The 18,722-nt window shown below is 73.8% G+C and carries 17 protein-coding genes and 1 tRNA gene; 16 read left to right on the top strand and 2 right to left on the bottom strand.

Features of this window, described 5'->3' with window-relative positions:
- The first annotated feature begins 64 nt into the window (after positions 1–64).
- From E7Z53_RS09280 to E7Z53_RS09315, 8 genes are all read left to right on the top strand, one after another.
- Positions 65–958: a ParA family protein gene (locus E7Z53_RS09280; RefSeq protein WP_017833723.1), complete on the top strand. Its 894-nt coding sequence runs from the start codon at positions 65–67 to the stop codon at positions 956–958.
- Positions 958–1,842 carry a segregation and condensation protein A gene (locus E7Z53_RS09285; RefSeq protein WP_017833722.1) on the top strand — a complete coding sequence of 295 codons (885 nt, stop codon included), beginning with the start codon at positions 958–960 and terminating at the stop codon, positions 1,840–1,842. Before E7Z53_RS09280 ends, E7Z53_RS09285 begins: the two co-directional genes overlap by 1 nt.
- Positions 1,839–2,453, top strand: a complete 615-nt coding sequence (scpB, locus tag E7Z53_RS09290; RefSeq protein WP_035924068.1) for an SMC-Scp complex subunit ScpB — start codon at positions 1,839–1,841, stop codon at positions 2,451–2,453. Before E7Z53_RS09285 ends, scpB begins: the two co-directional genes overlap by 4 nt.
- A 9-nt stretch (positions 2,454–2,462) precedes the next feature.
- Positions 2,463–3,554, top strand: coding sequence for a pseudouridine synthase (locus E7Z53_RS09295; protein WP_176337654.1), 1,092 nt, complete (start codon positions 2,463–2,465; stop codon positions 3,552–3,554).
- Positions 3,555–3,563: 9 nt separating this feature from the next.
- On the top strand, positions 3,564–4,688 hold the full coding sequence (locus E7Z53_RS09300) for a prephenate dehydrogenase (protein ID WP_109223015.1): 1,125 nt from the start codon (positions 3,564–3,566) through the stop codon (positions 4,686–4,688).
- Positions 4,685–5,422 (top strand): (d)CMP kinase, encoded by a 738-nt coding sequence (gene cmk, locus E7Z53_RS09305; protein ID WP_241975562.1) that lies wholly within the window; start codon positions 4,685–4,687, stop codon positions 5,420–5,422. Before E7Z53_RS09300 ends, cmk begins: the two co-directional genes overlap by 4 nt.
- A 75-nt stretch (positions 5,423–5,497) precedes the next feature.
- Entirely contained in the window at positions 5,498–7,057 is a 1,560-nt protein-coding gene (der, locus tag E7Z53_RS09310; protein WP_017833717.1) for a ribosome biogenesis GTPase Der, read from the top strand.
- Positions 7,058–7,136: 79 nt separating this feature from the next.
- Positions 7,137–7,210 (top strand) — tRNA-Pro (locus tag E7Z53_RS09315).
- Between the two features lie 84 nt (positions 7,211–7,294).
- Here E7Z53_RS09315 and E7Z53_RS09320 read toward each other — a convergent pair.
- Positions 7,295–8,215 carry a PfkB family carbohydrate kinase gene (locus tag E7Z53_RS09320; protein ID WP_176337655.1) on the bottom strand — a complete coding sequence of 307 codons (921 nt, stop codon included), beginning with the start codon at positions 8,213–8,215 and terminating at the stop codon, positions 7,295–7,297.
- A 189-nt stretch (positions 8,216–8,404) separates the two neighbouring features.
- Between E7Z53_RS09320 and E7Z53_RS09325 the strand changes: the two genes are divergently transcribed.
- The 6 genes from E7Z53_RS09325 to E7Z53_RS09350 all read left to right on the top strand — a co-directional run bounded on the left by E7Z53_RS09325 (position 8,405) and on the right by E7Z53_RS09350 (position 12,570).
- On the top strand, positions 8,405–9,403 hold the full coding sequence (locus E7Z53_RS09325; protein WP_109223020.1) for an adenosine deaminase: 999 nt from the start codon (positions 8,405–8,407) through the stop codon (positions 9,401–9,403).
- A 94-nt stretch (positions 9,404–9,497) separates the two neighbouring features.
- Entirely contained in the window at positions 9,498–9,884 is a 387-nt protein-coding gene (gene gcvH / locus E7Z53_RS09330) for a glycine cleavage system protein GcvH (protein ID WP_176337656.1), read from the top strand.
- A gap of 189 nt (positions 9,885–10,073) precedes the next feature.
- Positions 10,074–10,529, top strand: coding sequence for an FHA domain-containing protein (locus E7Z53_RS09335; protein WP_017833713.1), 456 nt, complete (start codon positions 10,074–10,076; stop codon positions 10,527–10,529).
- A 9-nt stretch (positions 10,530–10,538) separates the two neighbouring features.
- Positions 10,539–11,285: a transcriptional regulator FtsR gene (gene ftsR, locus E7Z53_RS09340; protein WP_017833712.1), complete on the top strand. Its 747-nt coding sequence runs from the start codon at positions 10,539–10,541 to the stop codon at positions 11,283–11,285.
- 1 nt (position 11,286) lies between these two features.
- Positions 11,287–11,811, top strand: coding sequence for a bifunctional nuclease family protein (locus E7Z53_RS09345; protein ID WP_017833711.1), 525 nt, complete (start codon positions 11,287–11,289; stop codon positions 11,809–11,811).
- Positions 11,812–11,985: 174 nt separating this feature from the next.
- The gene (locus E7Z53_RS09350; protein ID WP_017833710.1) at positions 11,986–12,570 is read left to right on the top strand and encodes a MerR family transcriptional regulator; all 585 of its coding nucleotides are present in this window, start codon (positions 11,986–11,988) and stop codon (positions 12,568–12,570) included.
- A gap of 10 nt (positions 12,571–12,580) precedes the next feature.
- Here E7Z53_RS09350 and E7Z53_RS09355 read toward each other — a convergent pair whose 3' ends face one another.
- Positions 12,581–13,369 carry a ParA family protein gene (locus tag E7Z53_RS09355; protein WP_017833709.1) on the bottom strand — a complete coding sequence of 263 codons (789 nt, stop codon included), beginning with the start codon at positions 13,367–13,369 and terminating at the stop codon, positions 12,581–12,583.
- 347 nt (positions 13,370–13,716) lie between these two features.
- On the opposite strand from E7Z53_RS09355, the gene E7Z53_RS09360 reads away from it, so the two are divergent.
- Positions 13,717–17,169 carry a pyruvate carboxylase gene (locus E7Z53_RS09360; RefSeq protein ID WP_176337657.1) on the top strand — a complete coding sequence of 1,151 codons (3,453 nt, stop codon included), beginning with the start codon at positions 13,717–13,719 and terminating at the stop codon, positions 17,167–17,169.
- 88 nt (positions 17,170–17,257) lie between these two features.
- Complete coding sequence (locus E7Z53_RS09365; protein WP_017833707.1) at positions 17,258–18,715, top strand: mycothione reductase; 1,458 nt, start codon at positions 17,258–17,260, stop codon at positions 18,713–18,715.
- The last annotated feature ends 7 nt before the right edge of the window (positions 18,716–18,722 follow it).

Consider the following 18,722-nt stretch of genomic DNA (forward strand, 5'->3'; position numbering starts at 1 on the left):
GGCCGCCCCGTGCCCGGGGCCGGTCCGCCCGAGCGCGACCACGAACGAAAGAGCGGTGCCACGAGTGAGCCAGCAGAGCGACGAGAGGAACCCCGGCACGGGCGAGGCCGGGACGGGAACCGTCGGCCTGACCGGCCGTCCCGCCCGCGACTTCCCCGAGCCGCCCGAGCTCTCCACCCACGGGCCCGCCCGGATCATCGCGATGGTCAACCAGAAGGGCGGGGTCGGGAAGACCACCTCGACCATCAACCTCGGCGCGGCGCTCGCCGAGCTGGGGCGCAAGGTCCTGCTCGTCGACTTCGATCCGCAGGGCGCCCTCTCCGCCGGCCTCGGCGCCAACCCGCACGAGCTGGAGCTGACGGTCTACAACGTCATGATGGACCGCTCCGTGGACGTCTGGGACGTGGTCCAGGAGACCGACGTCGAGGGCGTCGACCTGCTCCCCGCGAACATCGACCTCTCCGCGGCGGAGGTGCAGCTCGTCACCGAGGTGGCCCGCGAGCAGGTGCTGGCCAGTGCCCTGCGCAAGCTCGAGGAGCACTACGACGTCATCATCATCGACTGCCAGCCCTCGCTGGGGCTGCTGACGGTCAACGCGCTGACCGCCGCGCACGGGGTGGTCATCCCGCTCATCGCGGAGTTCTTCGCCCTGCGCGCCGTGGCGCTGCTCGTGGACTCCATCGAGAAGGTCCAGGACCGGCTCAACCCCCGCCTGCAGATCGACGGGGTGCTCGCCACGATGTTCGACTCCCGGACCCTGCACTCCCGCGAGGTCATGGCCCGGATCGTGGACGCCTTCGGCGACAAGGTCTTCGACACCGTCATCAAGCGCACCGTGAAGTTCCCGGACGCCACGGTGGCCGCCGAGCCCATCCTCTCCTTCGCCACGGCCCACCAGGGCGCCGAGTCCTACCGTCAGCTGGCGCGGGAGCTCATCTCGCGCGGCGGCGCACCCTGATGCACCCCGAGGAGCCGCCGGTCCCCGAGGGTCCCGGCGGCTTCGCGGTGCAGCTGGAGGACTTCGCGGGGCCCTTCGAGGTGCTGCTCTCCCTGATCGCCAAGCACGAGCTGGACATCACCCGGATCGCGCTGGCCACCGTCACGGACGAGTTCCTCCAGTACGTGCGCGCCCTGCACGAGATCGGCTCGACCCGCGCCCTCGACGAGGCCAGCGAGTTCCTCGTGGTCGCCGCGACGCTCCTGGACCTCAAGGCCGCCCGGCTGCTGCCGCGCGGGGAGGTCGAGGACGAGGAGGACGTGGCCCTGCTGGAGGCACGGGACCTGCTCTTCGCCCGGCTGCTGCAGTACAAGGCGTTCAAGGAGGTGGCCGTGCTGCTCGACGAGCGGATGCGGGCCGAGTCCACCCGCCTGCCCCGGTCGGTGCCGCTGGACCCGGACGTGGCGGCCGTGCTGCCCGAGCTCGACTGGCGGACCACGCCGGAGCAGTTCGCCGCGATCGCCCGCTCCGTCTTCGTGCCCCGCCCCGGGGCGCCCGCGGAGGTCGGGGTGGACCACCTGCACGGGGCCGCCGTGACGGTCCGGGACGAGGCGGAGATCCTCGCCGGGCTGCTCGAGGACGGAGCCCCGCGCTCCTTCCGGGTGCTCGTCGCGGACGCCGGGTCCACCCTCGCGGTGGTCGTGCGGTTCCTGGCGCTGCTCGAGATGTACCGGGACGCGGTGCTCGAGCTCGCCCAGGAGCAGCCGCTGGGGGAGCTGACGGTCCGCTGGACCGGGGCGGGCACCGGGTGGACCGCCGACCGGCTGTCCGAGGACGCCGCGGGCCCGGCGGCCGTCGTCGCGGCCCCGGACGGGGTCCCGGCCGCCTCGGGGGCCCCGGCGTGAGCCCCGCGGCCGAGGGCGGGCCGGACCTCGAGGCGCTGCCCGGCGGCGTGCGGGCCGCCGTCGAAGCGATCCTGATGGTGGCCGACGAGCCCGTCAGCGAGTACGAGATCGCCGCCGCCCTCGTGGTCCCGGTCGCCTCCGTGCAGCGGGTCCTCGACCGGCTCCGCGCGGAGTACGACGGCGTCGCCGCCGATCCGGGGTATGATGGGACGTTGGCGCCGCGCGGGTTCGAGCTGCGCAGCACCGGTGCCGGCTGGCGGATCCACTCGCGCAGCGAGTTCGCCCCCGTCGTCTCCGCGTTCGTCGCGGAGGGACAGACCGCCCGGTTGTCGCAGGCGGCCCTGGAGACCCTGGCCGTCGTGGCCTACCGCCAGCCCGTGAGCCGGGGACGCATCTCCGCGATCCGCGGGGTCAACGTCGACGGCGTCGTCCGCACGCTCGTGCAGCGAGGCCTGATCCGCGAGCTCGAGCGGGACGGCGAGTCCGGCGCCGTGCTCTACGGCACCACCACGTTCTTCCTGGAGAAGATGGGCATCGGCTCGCTCGACGAGCTCCCCGACATCGCCCCTCATCTGCCGGGCATCGACCAGATCGACCACTACGAGGACTGAGACACCACCATGGCCACTTCACGTTCATCATCCGGCCGCCCCGGGCCCGGCGGCCGCCGCGCCCCCGGCTCCCAGGGCGGCCAGAAGCCCCGCACCGGCCAGGGCGGCACGTCGTTCCAGGGCGGGAAGGGCGCTCCTGGCCGCGGCCCCGCCAAGGGTGGCGCAGCCAAGAGTGGCGCAGCCAAGGGGGGCGCCGGCAAGGGTGGCGCAGCCAAGGGCGGGTCCTCGACGGGCACCGGTCAGGACCGCGGGCCCCGCCCGTTCGCGTCCTCCGAGAAGAGCTCCCGGCGGATGCCCGCCACCCCGTACCGCCCGCCGCACCGGAAGCGCCGCCCCAAGAACCCGCCCGTGGACCGGCTCGACCAGCACGACCCGGACGGGGTGCGCCTGCAGAAGCTCATGGCCCAGGCCGGCGTGGCCTCGCGGCGCGTGTGCGAGGAGATGATCGAGGCCGGCCGCGTGCAGGTCAACGGGGAGACCATCACCGAGCTCGGCATCCGCGTGGACCTGGACACCGTCGAGATCCACGTCGACGGCGTCCGCGTGCAGCTCGACGAGAACCTCGTCTACTACGCCTTCAACAAGCCCGAGGGGGTGCTCTCCACCATGGAGGACCCCGAGGGCCGGCCGTGCGTGGCCGACTACCTGAACCAGCAGAAGAACGAGCGCGTCTTCCACGTGGGCCGCCTCGACGTCGAGACCGAGGGCCTCCTGCTGCTGACCAACGACGGCGAGCTGACCAACCGGCTCACCCACCCCTCCTACGAGGTCCCCAAGACCTACCTCGTGCAGGTCCGCGGGCCCATGGAGAAGGGCGTCGGCGCGGCCATGAAGGCCGGCATCGAGCTCGAGGACGGCATCGCCTCCGTCGACTCCTTCCGGCTCGTGGACTCCACCCCCGGCCACCTGCTGGTCGAGGTCGTCCTGCACTCCGGGCGCAACCGCATCGTGCGCCGGCTCTTCGACGCCGTGGGCCACCCCGTCGAGAAGCTCGTGCGTACCGAGGTCGGCCCCATCCGGATCGGGGACCAGCGCCAGGGCACCATCCGCCGCCTGTCGAAGACCGAGGTCGGGCACCTCCTCGCCTCGGTGGGCATGTAGGGAGCGCCCGTGACGCAGACCCCCACCGCACCGCCGACCCCCGCGGCGACCGCCGGGCCCGTGCTCGTGGTCGGCGCCGGCCTGCTCGGCGCCAGCATCGGCCTGGGCCTGCGCCACCTCGGCGTGGACGTCTGGCTGCAGGACTCCTCGCCCACCGCCGAGGCCGTGGCCCAGGACATCGGCGCCGGCCGCTCCTGCCGCGCGGCGGGGCAGGACCGGGTGCCGGAGCCGGCCCTCGTCGTCGTCGCCACCCCGCCCGACGTCACCGCCGAGACCGTGGTCGAGGCGCTGGGACGCCACCCGGAGGCGGTCGTCCTCGACATCGCCTCCGTGAAGGAGTCCGTGCTGGAGGACGTGCGCGCCCGGGGCGGGGACCTCACCCGCTACGTGGGCACCCACCCCATGGCCGGGCGGGAGAAGTCCGGCCCCGTGGCCGCCCGCGGCGAGCTGTTCACGTCCATGCCCTGGGTCGTGTGCGACTCCGGCCGCTCCGCGCCCGCGGCGCTGGCCGCGGCGAAGAACCTGGCCGTGGACCTCGGGGCGACGGTCACGTTCATGGACGCCCGCGAGCACGACACGACCGTGGCGCTGATCTCCCACCTGCCGCAGGTGATGTCCTCCCTGCTGGCCTCCCGGCTGCAGGACACCCCGCTGCACCACCTGTCCCTCGCGGGCCAGGGGCTGCGGGACACCACCCGCATCGCCGCCTCCGACCCGGGCCTGTGGGTGCAGATCCTCTCCGCGAACGCCGCTCCCGTGGTGGCGTCCCTGCACGGGGTGCGCGAGGACCTCGACCGGCTCATCGCCACGCTCGAGGCCCCGCGCGCCCCGGGCGCCCGGCTGGACATCGCCCAGCTGATGTCGGAGGGCAACGCCGGCCGGGCCCGCATCCCGGGCAAGCACGGCGGCGCGCCCCGCGCGTTCGCGACCCTCACCGTGCTCGTCGGGGACGTCCCCGGGCAGATCGCCCGGCTGCTCACCGAGATCGGGGAGATCGGCGTCAACCTCGAGGACCTGCGCCTCGAGCACTCCCCGGGCCAGCCCGTGGGCCTCGTGGAGGTCTCCGTGCTGCCCAACCGCCGCAAGGAACTCGTCGAGGCGCTCCAGGAGCGCGGATGGAAGGTCGTGCAGTGAACACCGGAACGAACACCGCCCGCAGCGCAGCACCCGGCACCGGGACGCCGGCCGCCGCCGGCCGGCAGCTGGTCGTCGCCATCGACGGGCCCTCCGGCTCCGGCAAGTCCAGCGTGTCCAAGGAGGTCGCCCGCCGCTTCGGCCTCGCCTACCTGGACACGGGCGCGATGTACCGCGCGCTGACGTGGTGGTGCCTCGACCGCGGGGTGGACCTCTCCGACGGCGGCGCCGTGGTCGAGGCCGCCCGCTCCTTCCCGCTCGCCCAGGGCACCGACCCCGACCGGGAGCTGGTGTTCGTGGGCGGGACCGACGTGGGCGTCGAGATCCGCGGCGCCCGGGTGACCGAGGCGGTCAGCGCCGTGGCCACCAACCAGGCCGCGCGGGCGGTGCTGGTGGCCCGCCAGCAGGAGCTCATCGCGGACAGCGGCCGGCGCATCGTGGCCGAGGGCCGGGACACCACCACCGTGGTGGCCCCCGACGCCGACGCCCGGATCCTGCTCACCGCCGACGAACGGGCCCGGATGGCCCGGCGCGGCCTGCAGAACGGCGGCGTCGAGGACGCCGAGCAGCTGCGGGCCCGGGTCGTGGGCCGGGACGCCAAGGACGCGACGGTCGTGAACTTCACCGAGGCCGCCGACGGCGTCGTGACGATCGACTCCTCCGAGCTCACCGTGGAGCAGACCGTCCAGGCCGTCATCGACGTGGTCGTCCGGGCCGCGGGCCGCTCCGCCTGAACCGCTCCGCCCCGCACACCCCCCGACATTTTTCCGCACCCCGACCGGCCGCACCCGGCCCAGCGAAGGACAGCCATGACCGGCAACCCCGAGAACTCCGCGCACGACACCGCCCACGACCCCTACGAGGCCGAGATCCTCGGCGGCACCACGGACGACGTCGCCCAGCGGCTCGCGGCCATCGACGACGACGAGGCCGAGCAGCGCGCGCAGGCGCTGCGGGCCGGGCTCGAGGACTACGAGCTCGACGAGGAGGACGCCGCGCTGCTCGCCGAGTGGGCGGAGGACGGGGACCAGGCCCCCGTGCGCCGGCCCGCCCCGGTGCTCGCCATCGTGGGCCGCCCCAACGTCGGCAAGTCGACCCTCGTCAACCGCATCCTCGGCCGGCGCGAGGCCGTCGTGGAGGACACCCCGGGCGTGACCCGGGACCGCGTCTCCTACCGGGCCACCTGGAACGGGCGCAACTTCACCCTCGTGGACACCGGCGGGTGGGAGTACGACGCCAAGGGCATCAACGCCCGCGTCGCCGAGCAGGCCGAGATGGCCGTGGAGTTCGCCGACGCCGTGCTGCTCGTGCTCGACGCCACCGTGGGCGTCACCGCCGCGGACGAGGCCATCGTGAAGATGCTGCGCAAGGTCCGGAAGCCGGTGATCCTGGTCGCCAACAAGGTGGACTCCCCGCAGCTCGAGGTCGAGGCCACCTACCTGTGGTCCCTCGGCATGGGGGAGCCGCACCCGGTGTCCGCCCTGCACGGGCGCGGCGCCGCCGACGTCCTCGACGCGGTCACGGACCTGCTGCCGGAGTTCTCCGCCGTGGCCGAGACCGAGCTGACCGGCGGGCCCCGCCGCGTGGCGCTCATCGGGCGCCCGAACGTGGGCAAGTCCTCGCTGCTCAACAAGCTGGCCGGCTCCGAGCGCGTCGTCGTGGACCCCCTGGCCGGGACCACCCGCGACCCCGTGGACGAGCTCATCGAGCTGGGCGGCAAGCCCTGGCGCTTCATCGACACCGCGGGCATCCGCCGCCGCGTGCACATGGCCCAGGGCGCGGACTTCTACGCGTCCCTGCGCACCCAGGCCGCCCTCGAGCGCGCCGAGGTGGCCGTGGTGCTGCTGGCCGCGGACGAGGTGCTCTCCGAGCAGGACGTCCGCATCCTGCAGCTGGCCGTGGACTCCGGGCGCGCCCTCGTGCTCGCCTTCAACAAGTGGGACCTCATGGACGAGGACCGCCGCTACTACCTGGAGCGGGAGATCGACCGCGACCTCGCGCACGTGGCCTGGGCGCCGCGGGTGAACGTCTCGGCGAAGACCGGCTGGCACAAGGACCGGCTGGTCCCCGCCCTGGAGACCGCCCTGGCCTCGTGGGACACTCGCGTCCCCACCGGGCGGCTCAACGCGTTCCTCGGCGAGATCGTGGCCGCCCACCCGCACCCCGTGCGCGGCGGCAAGCAGCCGCGCATCCTCTTCGGCACCCAGGCCTCCTCCCGGCCGCCGCGCTTCGTGCTGTTCACCACCGGTTTCCTCGACCCAGGGTACCGGCGGTTCATCACCCGCCGCCTCCGCGAGACCTTCGGTTTCGAGGGCACCCCCATCGAGGTGTCCATGCGCGTGCGGGAGAAGCGGAACCGGAAGCGCTGAGGCGCCCGCCGAGATGAATTCCGCCGGAGCTTGCTGTAATGTGATGCGAGTGCTCGGGGCGGGAACGTACTGAGCACTTCGGGCTGTGGCGCAGCTTGGTAGCGCACTTGACTGGGGGTCAAGGGGTCGCAGGTTCAAATCCTGTCAGCCCGACGATTCGAGGCCGGTGGACCGCGGGAACGCGGACCACCGGCCTTCTCTCGTTCCCGGGGACGGCGCCTCCGGCGCCCGTGCTGCCTACCGGCGGGCCCGGGAGGCCGACTCCCGCAGCCGGTCCAGGTCGAGGTCCGGCCGGCCGCCGGCGCTGCCGACCACCTCGGCCGCCGCCGCCGCGGCCCACCAGGCGGCGGACTCCGGCCTCTCCCCGCGCAGCAGCGCGACGGTGAGCGCGGCCACGAACGAGTCGCCCGCCCCGGTGGGGTCCACGGGATCCTCGCCCAGGTGGGGCAGGAGCACGTGCCCGCCCGGCCAGGCGACCACGTCGCCCTCGCCGGTGGCCAGGGCGACGACGCGCGGGCCCTCCGCGAGCAGCGACTCCGCGGCCCGCACCGTCCCCGGCACGTCCTGCGGCGCCCAGCCCACCAGTGCCTCCGTCTCGGCGGTGTCCGCGCGCACCACGTCCGCGGTGCCCAGCACCCGCCGGCGCACCGCCCCGTCCGCCGGGGCGCCGTCGGCCACCACGATCGCGCCCCCCGCCGCGGCCGCCTCGAGGGCCTCCGTCACGGCCGCCCCCGGCTGCTGCAGCTGCACCAGCACGGCGTCCGCCGAGCGCAGCAGGTCCCGGCTCGCGCGCACGTCCCCGGCGTCCAGCAGCATCCGGGCGTCCACGTCCTCCAGCAGGCGGCGGACCCCGCGCGGCCCCACGAGGTCGACGAGCAGCGCGGTCGGGGCGCCGGCGCGGCGCACCACGGCGCCGACGTCGATCCCGTCGGCCGCGGCCTGGGCGAGCACCTCCGTGCCGGCGGAGTCGGTGCCCACGACCCCCACCAGGGCGACCTCGGCGCCGAGCTGGCGGCACGCCACGGCCTGGTTCGCGCCCTTGCCGCCGAGCAGCTCCTGCCGCTCGAGCACGTCGGCGGAACCGCCCTCCGCCGGCAGCTCCGCCACGGTCAGCACGAGATCCCGTCCCACCTGTCCGACCACCACGACACCGGACATCTGGCACTCCTTCCTCCGAGCGGCTCCGCTCGCGAGCCTAGAGCACTCCGGCCGCGGGGCCGACGGCGGTCGGGCGGTGCGGGGCGACCCGGCAGCGGGGGCGGAGCCCCGCCGCCGACCGCGGCGCATACACTGCACGGGACGTCGAGTGCTCCGGTCCCCGGGGCCGACCGCGAAGGAGCGCCGGAGTTGAACGACCTGCACACCCTGCCCAAGGCGGAGCTGCACCTGCACATCGAGGGCACCCTCGAGCCCGAGCTCGCGTTCGCGCTCGCCGCCAAGAACGGGGTGGAGCTGCCCTACGGCTCCGTCGAGGAGCTGCGGCGGCAGTACGACTTCGAGGACCTGTCCTCGTTCCTCGCGCTCTACTACGCCACGATGGCGGTGCTGCGCGACGCCTCCGACTTCGAGGCGCTGACCCGGGCCTACCTCGAGCGCGCGGCGGCGCAGGGCCTGCGGCACGTCGACGTCTTCTTCGACCCGCAGGCGCACACCGCCCGGGGCGTGCCGCTCGGGACGGTGGTCGACGGCATCCGCGCCGCCCTCGACGCCGCCCGCGCCGAGCACGGCCTCACCAGCACGCTGCTGCTGTGCTTCCTGCGGGACCGGCCCGCCGCGGAGGCCGTCGAGCTCTTCGACTCCCTCGGGGACCAGCTGCCGCGCATCGACGGGATCGGCCTCGACTCGGCCGAGGTCGGCCATCCCCCGGCGCTCTTCGAGGAGGTCTACGCGCGGGCACGGGCGGCCGGACTGCACGTCGTCGCCCACGCGGGGGAGGAGGCGGGTCCCGAGTACGTCCGGGAGGCCCTCGACGTGCTGCGCGTGGAGCGGGTGGACCACGGCATCCAGTGCCTGAGCGACCCGGAGCTCGTGGACCGCCTCGTCGCGGAGCGGGTCCCGCTCACCGTGTGCCCGCTGTCCAACGTGCGGCTGCGCGTGGTCGACACGCTCGCCGACCACCCGGTCCTGGACATGCTCGAGCGCGGGCTGCTGGTCACGGTCAACTCCGACGACCCGGCCTACTTCGGCGGCTACGTGGGGGACGTCTTCCAGGACCTGCGCGACGCGCTGGGACTGACCGACGAGCAGGCCGTCGCACTGGCCCGCAACTCGGTGGACGCGTCCTTCGCGGGGACGGAGCGCAAGCGGGCGATCCACGCCGAGATCACCGCGTGGGAGGGCCGCTGAGCGGCCGACACCCGCGAGGTCCCGCGCCCTCGGGCCACGGGGACGTCTGTGCCATAATCGAGCCGACCGCACCCGCCGGACCAGGAGCCACCCCATGAGCAACATCCCCGCCGACCTGTCCTACACGGCCGAGCACGAGTGGATCGCGGGCCCCGACGCCGACGGCGCGGTGCGCATCGGGATCACCGACCACGCGCAGAGCGAGCTGGGCGACGTCGTGTTCGTCCAGCTGCCCGAGGTGGGGGAGAGCGTCGAGGCGGGCGCCGCCGTGGGCGAGATCGAGTCCACCAAGTCCGTGAGCGACATCTTCGCCCCCGTCTCCGGTGAGGTCACCGCGGTCAACGAGGCGCTCGAGGCCGAGCCCGGGACCGTGAACTCCGCCCCCTACGCGGAGGGCTGGCTGTTCGCGGTCCGCCCCTCCGGCGAGGACTACCGCTCCGGGCTGCTCGACGCCGAGGGGTACGCCGCCCAGCTCGACTGACCCGCGCAGGACCCGACCACGCGCGAGCCGGGACGTGTCCCGGCCGCCCCTCCGTGTCTCCACCACCCGGTACACTGACAAGCAACCGGGTGGCTCCGGCCGGTCGCCCGGGGACCGCCGGGACAGGAGGTCGCGGGGCAGGGGTCCCACAGGACCCGTCCACCAACACGTCACCAGTCGAGGGAAGAGATGTCCAGAACCCAGAACGGCTCGAACGCACCCCAGGGGGAGCCGGAGACCACGTCGATCCAGATCGTGGCCGAGGTCCTCTCGCACGCGGCTTCCCACAAGCTCTCCCCCGAGGAGAGCTCGGCGGTCTCCGCGCTCCCGCCGCGCAGCGCACTGCTCGTGGCCCACGACAGCGGCGGCTCCGGGTCACGCTTCCTGCTGGACCGGGACGAGGTCCCCGCCGGCCGCCACCCGTCCTCCGAGATCTTCCTGGACGACGTCACCGTCTCGCGCCGGCACGCGCGGTTCGTCCGGCGCGGCGACTCCTTCGAGATCATCGACTCCGGATCCCTGAACGGCACCTACGTCAACGGCGACCGCGTGGACAGCGCGCAGCTGGACAACGGCGACGAGGTCCAGATCGGGAAGTTCCGGTTCACGTTCTACCGTTCGCTGCGCTCGCAGTCGGACCAGTAGAAGGGAGCCATGACCGACCCCGCGGAGACCGATCCCCACCGGGACGACGTCCAGCACGAGGCCCGGGTGGGCATCAGCGCCGTGCTCAAGGAGCTCGGCGAGGACCACCCCGGCATCACCGCCTCGAAGCTGCGCTTCCTGGAGGACAAGGGCCTGGTCCACCCGGCGCGCACCGCGTCCGGCTACCGCAAGTTCTCGCGCGCGGACGTGGACCGGCTGCGCCGGATCCTGGAGCTCCAGCGCGACCGCTACCTCCCGCTGAAGGTGATCCGGGAGCGGCTGGACGCCGACGAGGACGCCCGCGCCGACGACGCCCGGCGCACCGCGGAGCCCGCCGATCCGGTCACCGCCCCCCTGCCGGTCGTCAGCGCGCCGCGCACCTACAACCTGCGGGAGCTCGCCGCCCGCACGGGCGCCGGCATCCCGCTCGTCCGGGAGCTCGTGAGCTACGGGCTGATCCGGGAGCAGAACGGGGCCTTCGACGACCACGCCCTCGCCATCACCCGGGCGGCCCTCGCGCTGACGGCCCACGGTCTGGAACCGCGCCACCTGCGCCCCTTCAAGGCCGCCGCGGACCGGGAACTGGGCCTCGTGGAGCGCGCCGTCGCGCCCCTCACCTCCCGCCGGGACGCCGCCTCGAGGGCACGCGCGGTCGAGCGCGCCCAGGAGATCTCGGGCCTGTGCCTCACCATCCACACCTCGCTCGTGCGCTCGGAGATCGCCGCGCTCCAGGAGCGCGCCGCGGTGGAGGGCTGACGTGGCCGTGCACCAGGTCCTGATGGAGATCGCGGGCGTCCGCATGGACGTGCCGTCGGCGCAGCCCGTCGTCGTCCTCCGCGAGGTCGAGGGCGGACGGCACCTGCCGATCTGGATCGGCACGAACGAGGCGACGTCCATCGTCTTCGCCGTGCAGGGGATCGAGCCGCCCCGGCCCCTGACGCACGACCTCGTGCTGTCGGTGGCCACCGCGTTCGGGCGCACGCTCACCCGGGTGCGGATCCACACGGTGGAGGAGGGGGTCTTCCACGCCGCGCTCGAGTTCTCGGACGGCACGGTCGTCGACTCCCGCGCCTCGGACGCGATCGCCCTGGCCGCCCGCACCGACTGCCCCATCCTGTGCACCGAGACCGTCCTCGACGAAGCCGGTCTCGTGATGAGCGGGGACGGGGAGCTGCGGGAGCCGTCCCCCCGCGCGGGGGAGGGAGAGCCGCAGCTGCCCCCGGAGACGCAGGTCGAGCAGTTCCGCGACTTCCTCGACAACGTCGACCCCGAGGACTTCTGAGCCGTCCCCGTCCGCCCGACACGGGGTCCGGGCCCCTGATGTCTTTGACCCCGTCCCCGGGGAGGTCTACCGTCATAAGGTGTACTCGAGGTGTTCCCGGGGGGATCCGGACGTCTCTGTGAGACCATCCACTCCCGGCGCCGCGAGCACCGGGTCCACGAGCGAGGAGGCGGCGTGAGCGAACGCGAGCAGCCCGGCGGCCCTCCGGCGCACGGCACCCAGGGCGTCCTCTTCGACGACTCCGTGATCCGGGACGAGTCCGTCGGCTACCGCGGCCCCACCGCCTGCAAGGCCGCGGGCATCACCTACCGGCAGCTCGACTACTGGGCGCGGACCGGTCTCGTGGAGCCCACCGTGCGCGGCGCCTCCGGGTCCGGCACGCAGCGGCTCTACAGCTTCCGCGACATCCTCGTCCTGAAGATCGTCAAGCGGCTCCTGGACACCGGCGTCTCCCTGCAGCAGATCCGCACCGCCGTGGGGGCGCTGCGCGCCCAGGGCGTGGAGGACCTGGCCCGGCTCACCATGATGAGCGACGGCGCCAGCGTCTACGCGTGCACGTCCCCCCACGAGGTCATCGACCTGGTGCAGGGCGGACAGGGCGTCTTCGGGATCGCCGTGGGCCGGGTGTGGCGCGAGGTCGAGGGGACCCTCGCGGCGCTCCCCGGGGAGCACACCGGAGCGGACCGCGCCCCCGCCCAGGAGCCGTTGCCCGGGGACGAGCTCTCCGAGCGCCGGGCCCGCCGGCAGAGCGCGGGCTGAGCCGGGCGGCTCAGGACGAGCCGTCGAGCAGACCCTGCAGGATCGCCGTGTACCGCCCGGAGATGTCCTGGGCCTCCGCTCCCGGCCAGCGGTGGATCGGCCAGGCCGCGCCCTGCGCCTGCTGCCAGACGGGCAGGTCCGGGATCACCGGGCTGACCAGCAGGGGGCCGAACAGCTCCTGCAGCTCGTCCAGGCGGTGCCGGTGCTCCACCGACGAGTGCTGGACCTTGTTGACCACCACCCCGGCAGCCGGCACGGCCCACGTGCGGCTCTGCTCGAACTGGGCGATCGCCGTCATCGTGCGCTTGGTGCCCGCCACCGAGAACAGCGAGGGCTCCGCCACCGAGAGCACCTTGTCGCTGGCGGCCCACGCCGTGCGGGTCAGCGCGCTCAGGGTGGGCGGGCAGTCGACCAGCACCAGGTCGTACCCCTGGGCGCCGGAGAGCGCGCGCTCCAGCCGGCCGAGGTCCTTCTCCCGGTACTCGGAGCGGTCGAGGTGGGACGAGCGGGCCGAGCCCGGGGCGACGTCGAGGGCCCTGCTGTCCAGGCCGGCCCGCACCGCCCAGGCCGAGGCCACGACCACGCGCTCGAGCGCTCCCCGGCGCGGCCTGCGCAGCACCTCTCCGATGTCGTGACCGCGCTCCGGGTGCACGCCCAGTCCGGTCGTGGCGTCGGCGTGCGGGTCGAGGTCCACCACCAGCGTGGGCACTCCCGCCTGCAGGGCCGCCGAGGCGATCCCCAGGGTCACGGAGGACTTGCCGACACCGCCCTTGAGGCTGCTGACGCTGACGATCTGCACGGAGGGGACACCCTTCGCTCGCGGGGAAACGGGAGGAGCGGCTCCTCGGGTCCGGGATCGGGGGCCGCGGCGAGGAGACGGCTGCGCCCATCGTAGCCGGGCGGGCGCGCTCCGCCCCGCTCCGGCGCGGAGCCGCCCGCGGCCGCCCCGCCCCCGCGCCGCCGCCGTGTACGCTGACCACGACGTCGCTCTGTGACAGCAGTCACAGTGTGCCCCGGGGTGGCGTGGTTCACTGGTCAGGACCGCCCGCGGACGGCCATGCTGACCGTGTGCGCGACGTTGTCCGACCTTCGACGAATCAGTGCCCGGGTGTCCGCCGAACGGCCCCGGGTGCGGAACGGGTGTTGATGTTCTCCAAGATCCTGGTGGCCAATCGCGGCGAGATCGCGATCCGTGCTTTCCGTGCCGCCTACGAGCTGGGCGCCAAGACGGTGGCGGTGTTCCCGTACGAGGACCGCAACTCGATCCACCGGCAGAAGGCCGACGAGGCGTACCGGATCGGGGAGGAGGGCCACCCCGTGCGGGCCTATCTCGACGTCGAGGAGATCGTCCGGGTGGCCAAGGAGTCCGGGGCGGACGCGATCTACCCCGGCTACGGGTTCCTCTCGGAGAACCCGGACCTGGCCCGTGCCGCCGCGCGCGAGGGCATCACCTTCGTCGGCCCGCGGGCCGAGATCCTGGAGCTGGCCGGCAACAAGGTCGCGGCGCTGAAGGCGGCGAAGCGGGCGGGGATCCCGACCCTGGCCTCCACGGAGCCCTCGGCGGACCCCGAGGAGCTGCTGGCGCAGGCGGAGGGCATCGGGTTCCCCATCTTCGTGAAGGCCGTGGCCGGCGGCGGGGGCCGCGGCATGCGCCGGGTGGAGACCCCCGAGGCGCTGCCCGAGGCGCTGGCCGCCGCGATGCGCGAGGCCGACACCGCCTTCGGCGACCCCACCGTGTTCCTGGAGCAGGCCGTGCTCCGGCCCCGCCACATCGAGGTGCAGATCCTCGCCGACAACGAGGGCGGGATGGTGCACCTGTTCGAGCGCGACTGCTCCCTGCAGCGCCGGCACCAGAAGGTCGTGGAGATCGCCCCGGCGCCGAACCTCGACGAGGGGATCCGCCAGGCCCTGCACCGGGACGCGGTGAAGTTCGCGAAGGAGCTCGGCTACGTCAACGCCGGCACCGTGGAGTTCCTGGTGGACACGGCCGGGGAGCGGGCGGGTCAGCACGTGTTCATCGAGATGAACCCGCGCATCCAGGTGGAGCACACGGTGACCGAGGAGATCACCGACGTCGACCTCGTCCAGTCGCAGCTGCGCATCGCCTCCGGGGAGACCCTGGCGGACCTGGGCATCGCCCAGGACGAGCTGGCCGTGCGCGGGGCCGCCCTGCAGTGCCGGATCACCACCGAGGACCCGGCCAACGGGTTCCGCCCCGACGTCGGGAAGATCTCCGCCTACCGCTCCGCCGGCGGCGCGGGGGTGCGCCTGGACGGCGGCACGGTCTACGCCGGGGCGGAGATCTCCCCGCACTTCGACTCGATGCTGGTGAAGCTCACCTGCCGGGGCCGGGACTACGCCACCGCCGTGCACCGGTCCCAGCGTGCCCTGGCCGAGTTCCGGATCCGAGGGGTGTCCACCAACATCCAGTTCCTGCAGGCCGTGCTGGCCGACCCGGAGTTCCTCGCCGGCAACGTGGCCACCGACTTCATCGAGCGCCGCCCCGAGCTGCTCGAGGCCCGCACCTCCGGGGACCGGGCCACCAAGGCGCTGACCTGGCTGGCCGAGGTCACGGTGAACCAGCCCAACGGGGAGCGGGTGGAGGGCATCGACCCGCGCACCAAGCTGCCCCGCTACCCGGGCGACAAGCAGGACGAGCCGTTCCGCTCTCCCTTCGACGGACCCTCCGAGCACACCCCGCCGCCGGGGTGGCGGCAGCGGCTCGTCGAGCTCGGCCCCGAGGGGTTCGCCCGGGCCCTGCGGGAGCAGCAGGCGGTGGCGGTGACCTCGACGACGTTCCGGGACGCCCACCAGTCGCTGCTGGCCACCCGGGTGCGCACCCGGGACCTGCTGGCCGCGGCCCCGGCCTACGCCCACACGCTGCCGCAGCTGCTGTCCGTGGAGGCCTGGGGCGGGGCGACCTACGACGTCGCGCTGCGCTTCCTCGGCGAGGACCCGTGGGAGCGGCTGCGGCTGCTGCGGGAGGCGATGCCGAACATCCCGATCCAGATGCTGCTGCGCGGGCGCAACACCGTGGGCTACACCCCGTACCCGACCGAGGTGACGGACGCGTTCGTGGCCGAGGCCGCGGCCACCGGGGTGGACATCTTCCGGATCTTCGACGCCCTCAACGACGTGGAGCAGATGGCCCCGGCCATCGAGGCCGTGCGCAGGACGGGCACCGCGGTCGCCGAGGTCGCCCTGTGCTACACCGGGGACCTGCTGGACCCGGCCGAGGACCTCTACACCCTGGACTACTACCTCGAGCTCGCCCAGCAGTGCGTCGACGCCGGGGCCCACGTGCTGGCGATCAAGGACATGGCGGGGCTCCTGCGCCCCGCGGCGGCGGCGAAGCTGGTGACCGCCCTGCGGGAGCGCTTCGACCTGCCCGTGCACCTGCACACCCACGACACCGCCGGCGGGCAGCTCGCCACGCTGATGGCCGCGATCGACGCGGGCGTGGACGCGGTGGACGTGGCCGAGGCCTCGATGGCCGGCACGACCTCCCAGGTGCCCGCCTCGGCGCTGATCGCCGCCCTGGCCCACACGGACCGGGACACCGGCATCCCCCTGGAGGCCGCGACCGCCCTGGAGCCCTACTGGGAGGTCATCCGCCGGATGTACGCCCCGTTCGAGTCCGGGCTCACCGCCCCGACCGGGCGCGTGTACCGGCACGAGATCCCCGGCGGGCAGCTGTCGAACCTGCGCCAGCAGGCCATCGCGCTGGGACTGGGGGAGCGGTTCGAGGCGATCGAGGACATGTACACCGCCGCCAACGCCATGCTCGGCAGACTGGTCAAGGTCACCCCCTCGTCCAAGGTCGTGGGCGACCTCGCCCTGCAGCTGGTGGGCATGGGCGTGGACCCGGCCGAGTTCGAGGCGAACCCGCAGAAGTTCGACATCCCGGACTCGGTGATCAGCTTCCTCGCCGGGGAGCTCGGCACGCCTCCCGGCGGGTGGCCCGAACCGTTCCGCTCCAAGGCCCTGGAGGGCCGCAACGTGCGTGTCGGGATCACGGAGCTGGCCCCGGAGGACTCCCAGGCCCTGGCCGGGGACCCTGCCACCCGCCGCGCCACGCTGAACCGGCTGCTGTTCGCCGGCCCGACGCGGGACTACGAGACCAGCCGGGCGAAGTACGGCGAGCTGGCGCTGTTGCACACCCGGGACTTCCTCTACGGGCTGACCTCCGACCGGGAGCACGTGATCTCCCTCGGCAAGGGGGTGCGGCTGCTGGTGACCCTGCAGGCCATCTCGGAGCCGGACGACAAGGGCATGCGCACCGTGATGCTCACCCTCAACGGCCAGCCCCGGATGATCGAGGTCCGCGACACCTCGATCACCTCCTCGGTGCCCGAGACCGAGAAGGCCGACCCCACGGACCGCGGCCACGTGGCCGCCCCGTTCGCCGGGGCGGTGACCGTGACGGTGGCCGAGGGCGACACCGTGGAGGCGGGCGGGCAGGTGGCCACCATCGAGGCCATGAAGATGGAGGCCTCCATCACCGCCCCCACCGGCGGCACGGTCGCCCGGGTCGCACTGACCGGGGTCACCCAGGTCTCCGGCGGCGACCTCCTGCTGGCGCTCGACACCGCCGGCTGACCCGGCACGCCCGCGCCGGCACCGCGGCCCCCGGGAGGGCCGCGGTGCCGGCGGGGGCCGCCCGGCGGGCGCGCATAGGATGGGTCGCATGCGGAAATTCGACCTCATCATCATCGGCTCCGGCTCGGGCAACTCGATCCTCACCGAGGACTACGAGGGCCTGGACGTCGCCATCATCGACGGCGGGACCTTCGGCGGCACCTGCCTCAACGTCGGCTGCATCCCGACGAAGATGTACGCGTATCCGGCGAGCGTGGCCCGCCGCGCCCAGGAGGCGGACCGGCTCGGCCTCCACGTCTCGGTGGAGGACGTGCGCTGGCGGGAGATGCGGGACCGGATCTTCGGGCGGATCGACGCGATCTCCCACGGCGGGCTCGAGTACCGCCGGACGCTGCCGCACGTGACGGTCTACGAGGAGCACGTGCGCTTCACCGCCCCGCGGACCCTGCGCACCGCCTCGGGGGAGGACCTCACGGCCGACCAGATCGTGGTGGCCTCCGGCTCGCGCCCGGTGCGGCCGGAGATCCCCGGGATCGACCTGCCCCAGGTGCACACCTCGGACACGGTGATGCGCATCGAGGAGATGCCCCGCCGCGTGGTGGTGGTCGGCGGCGGCTACATCGGCGCCGAGTTCGCCCACGTCTTCTCCAGCCTCGGCGCGCGCGTCACCCAGGTCAACCGCTCGCACCGGATCCTGCGCTACCACGACCCGGAGATCGCCGAGCGGTTCGCCCGCGAGGCCTCCCGGCAGTGGAAGCTGGAGACGGGCTGGTCGCTGAGCGAGGTCGAGGAGTGGGACGGCGACGAGTGCGCCGTGATGGTCACCTTCCGCGACCCGCAGGACCCGGAGCTCGTTATGCGCCTGCCCGCGGACGTGGTGCTGGTGGCCACGGGCCGGCAGCCGAACACCGACGTGCTCGACGCCCGGGCGGGCGGGCTGGACGTGCGGCCGGACGGGCTGCTGGCCGTCGACGAGCACCAGCGCGCCCTCTCCGGGGGCCGCCCCGTCGAGGGCGTGTGGGCGCTGGGCGACATCAGCTCGCCCTACCAGCTCAAGCACGTGGCCAACGCCGAGGCCCGCACGGTGCAGCACAACCTCCTGCACCCCGGCGACCTCCGGGCCACCGACCACCGGTTCGTGCCCTCCGCCGTGTTCACCAGCCCGCAGATCGCCTCCGTCGGCATGACGCAGCAGGAGGCCGAGCAGTGGGCGGTCGAGCAGGGCAGCGAGATCACCGTCAAGGTGCAGGACTACGGGGCCACGGCCTACGGGTGGGCCATGGAGGATCGCACGGGGCTGTGCAAGCTGATCGCGGAGAAGGGCACCGGTCGCCTCCTGGGCGCGCACCTGATCGGGGAGGAGGCCTCCCTGCTCATCCAGCCGCTGGTGCAGGCCATGTCCTTCGGCCTCGACGCGCACACGATGGCGCGCGGCCAGTACTGGATCCACCCCGCCCTGAGCGAGGTCGTCGAGAACGCCCTGCTGGGCCTCGACGTCCCCGAGCACTCACCGCTGTCCCCGGGGGCCCTCGTCGGCGGCCGGTGATCCCACC

Origin of the sequence: Kocuria salina, from assembly GCF_013368965.1 — a bacterium.
In the GTDB taxonomy this organism is placed as follows: Bacteria; Actinomycetota; Actinomycetes; order Actinomycetales; family Micrococcaceae; genus Kocuria; species Kocuria rosea.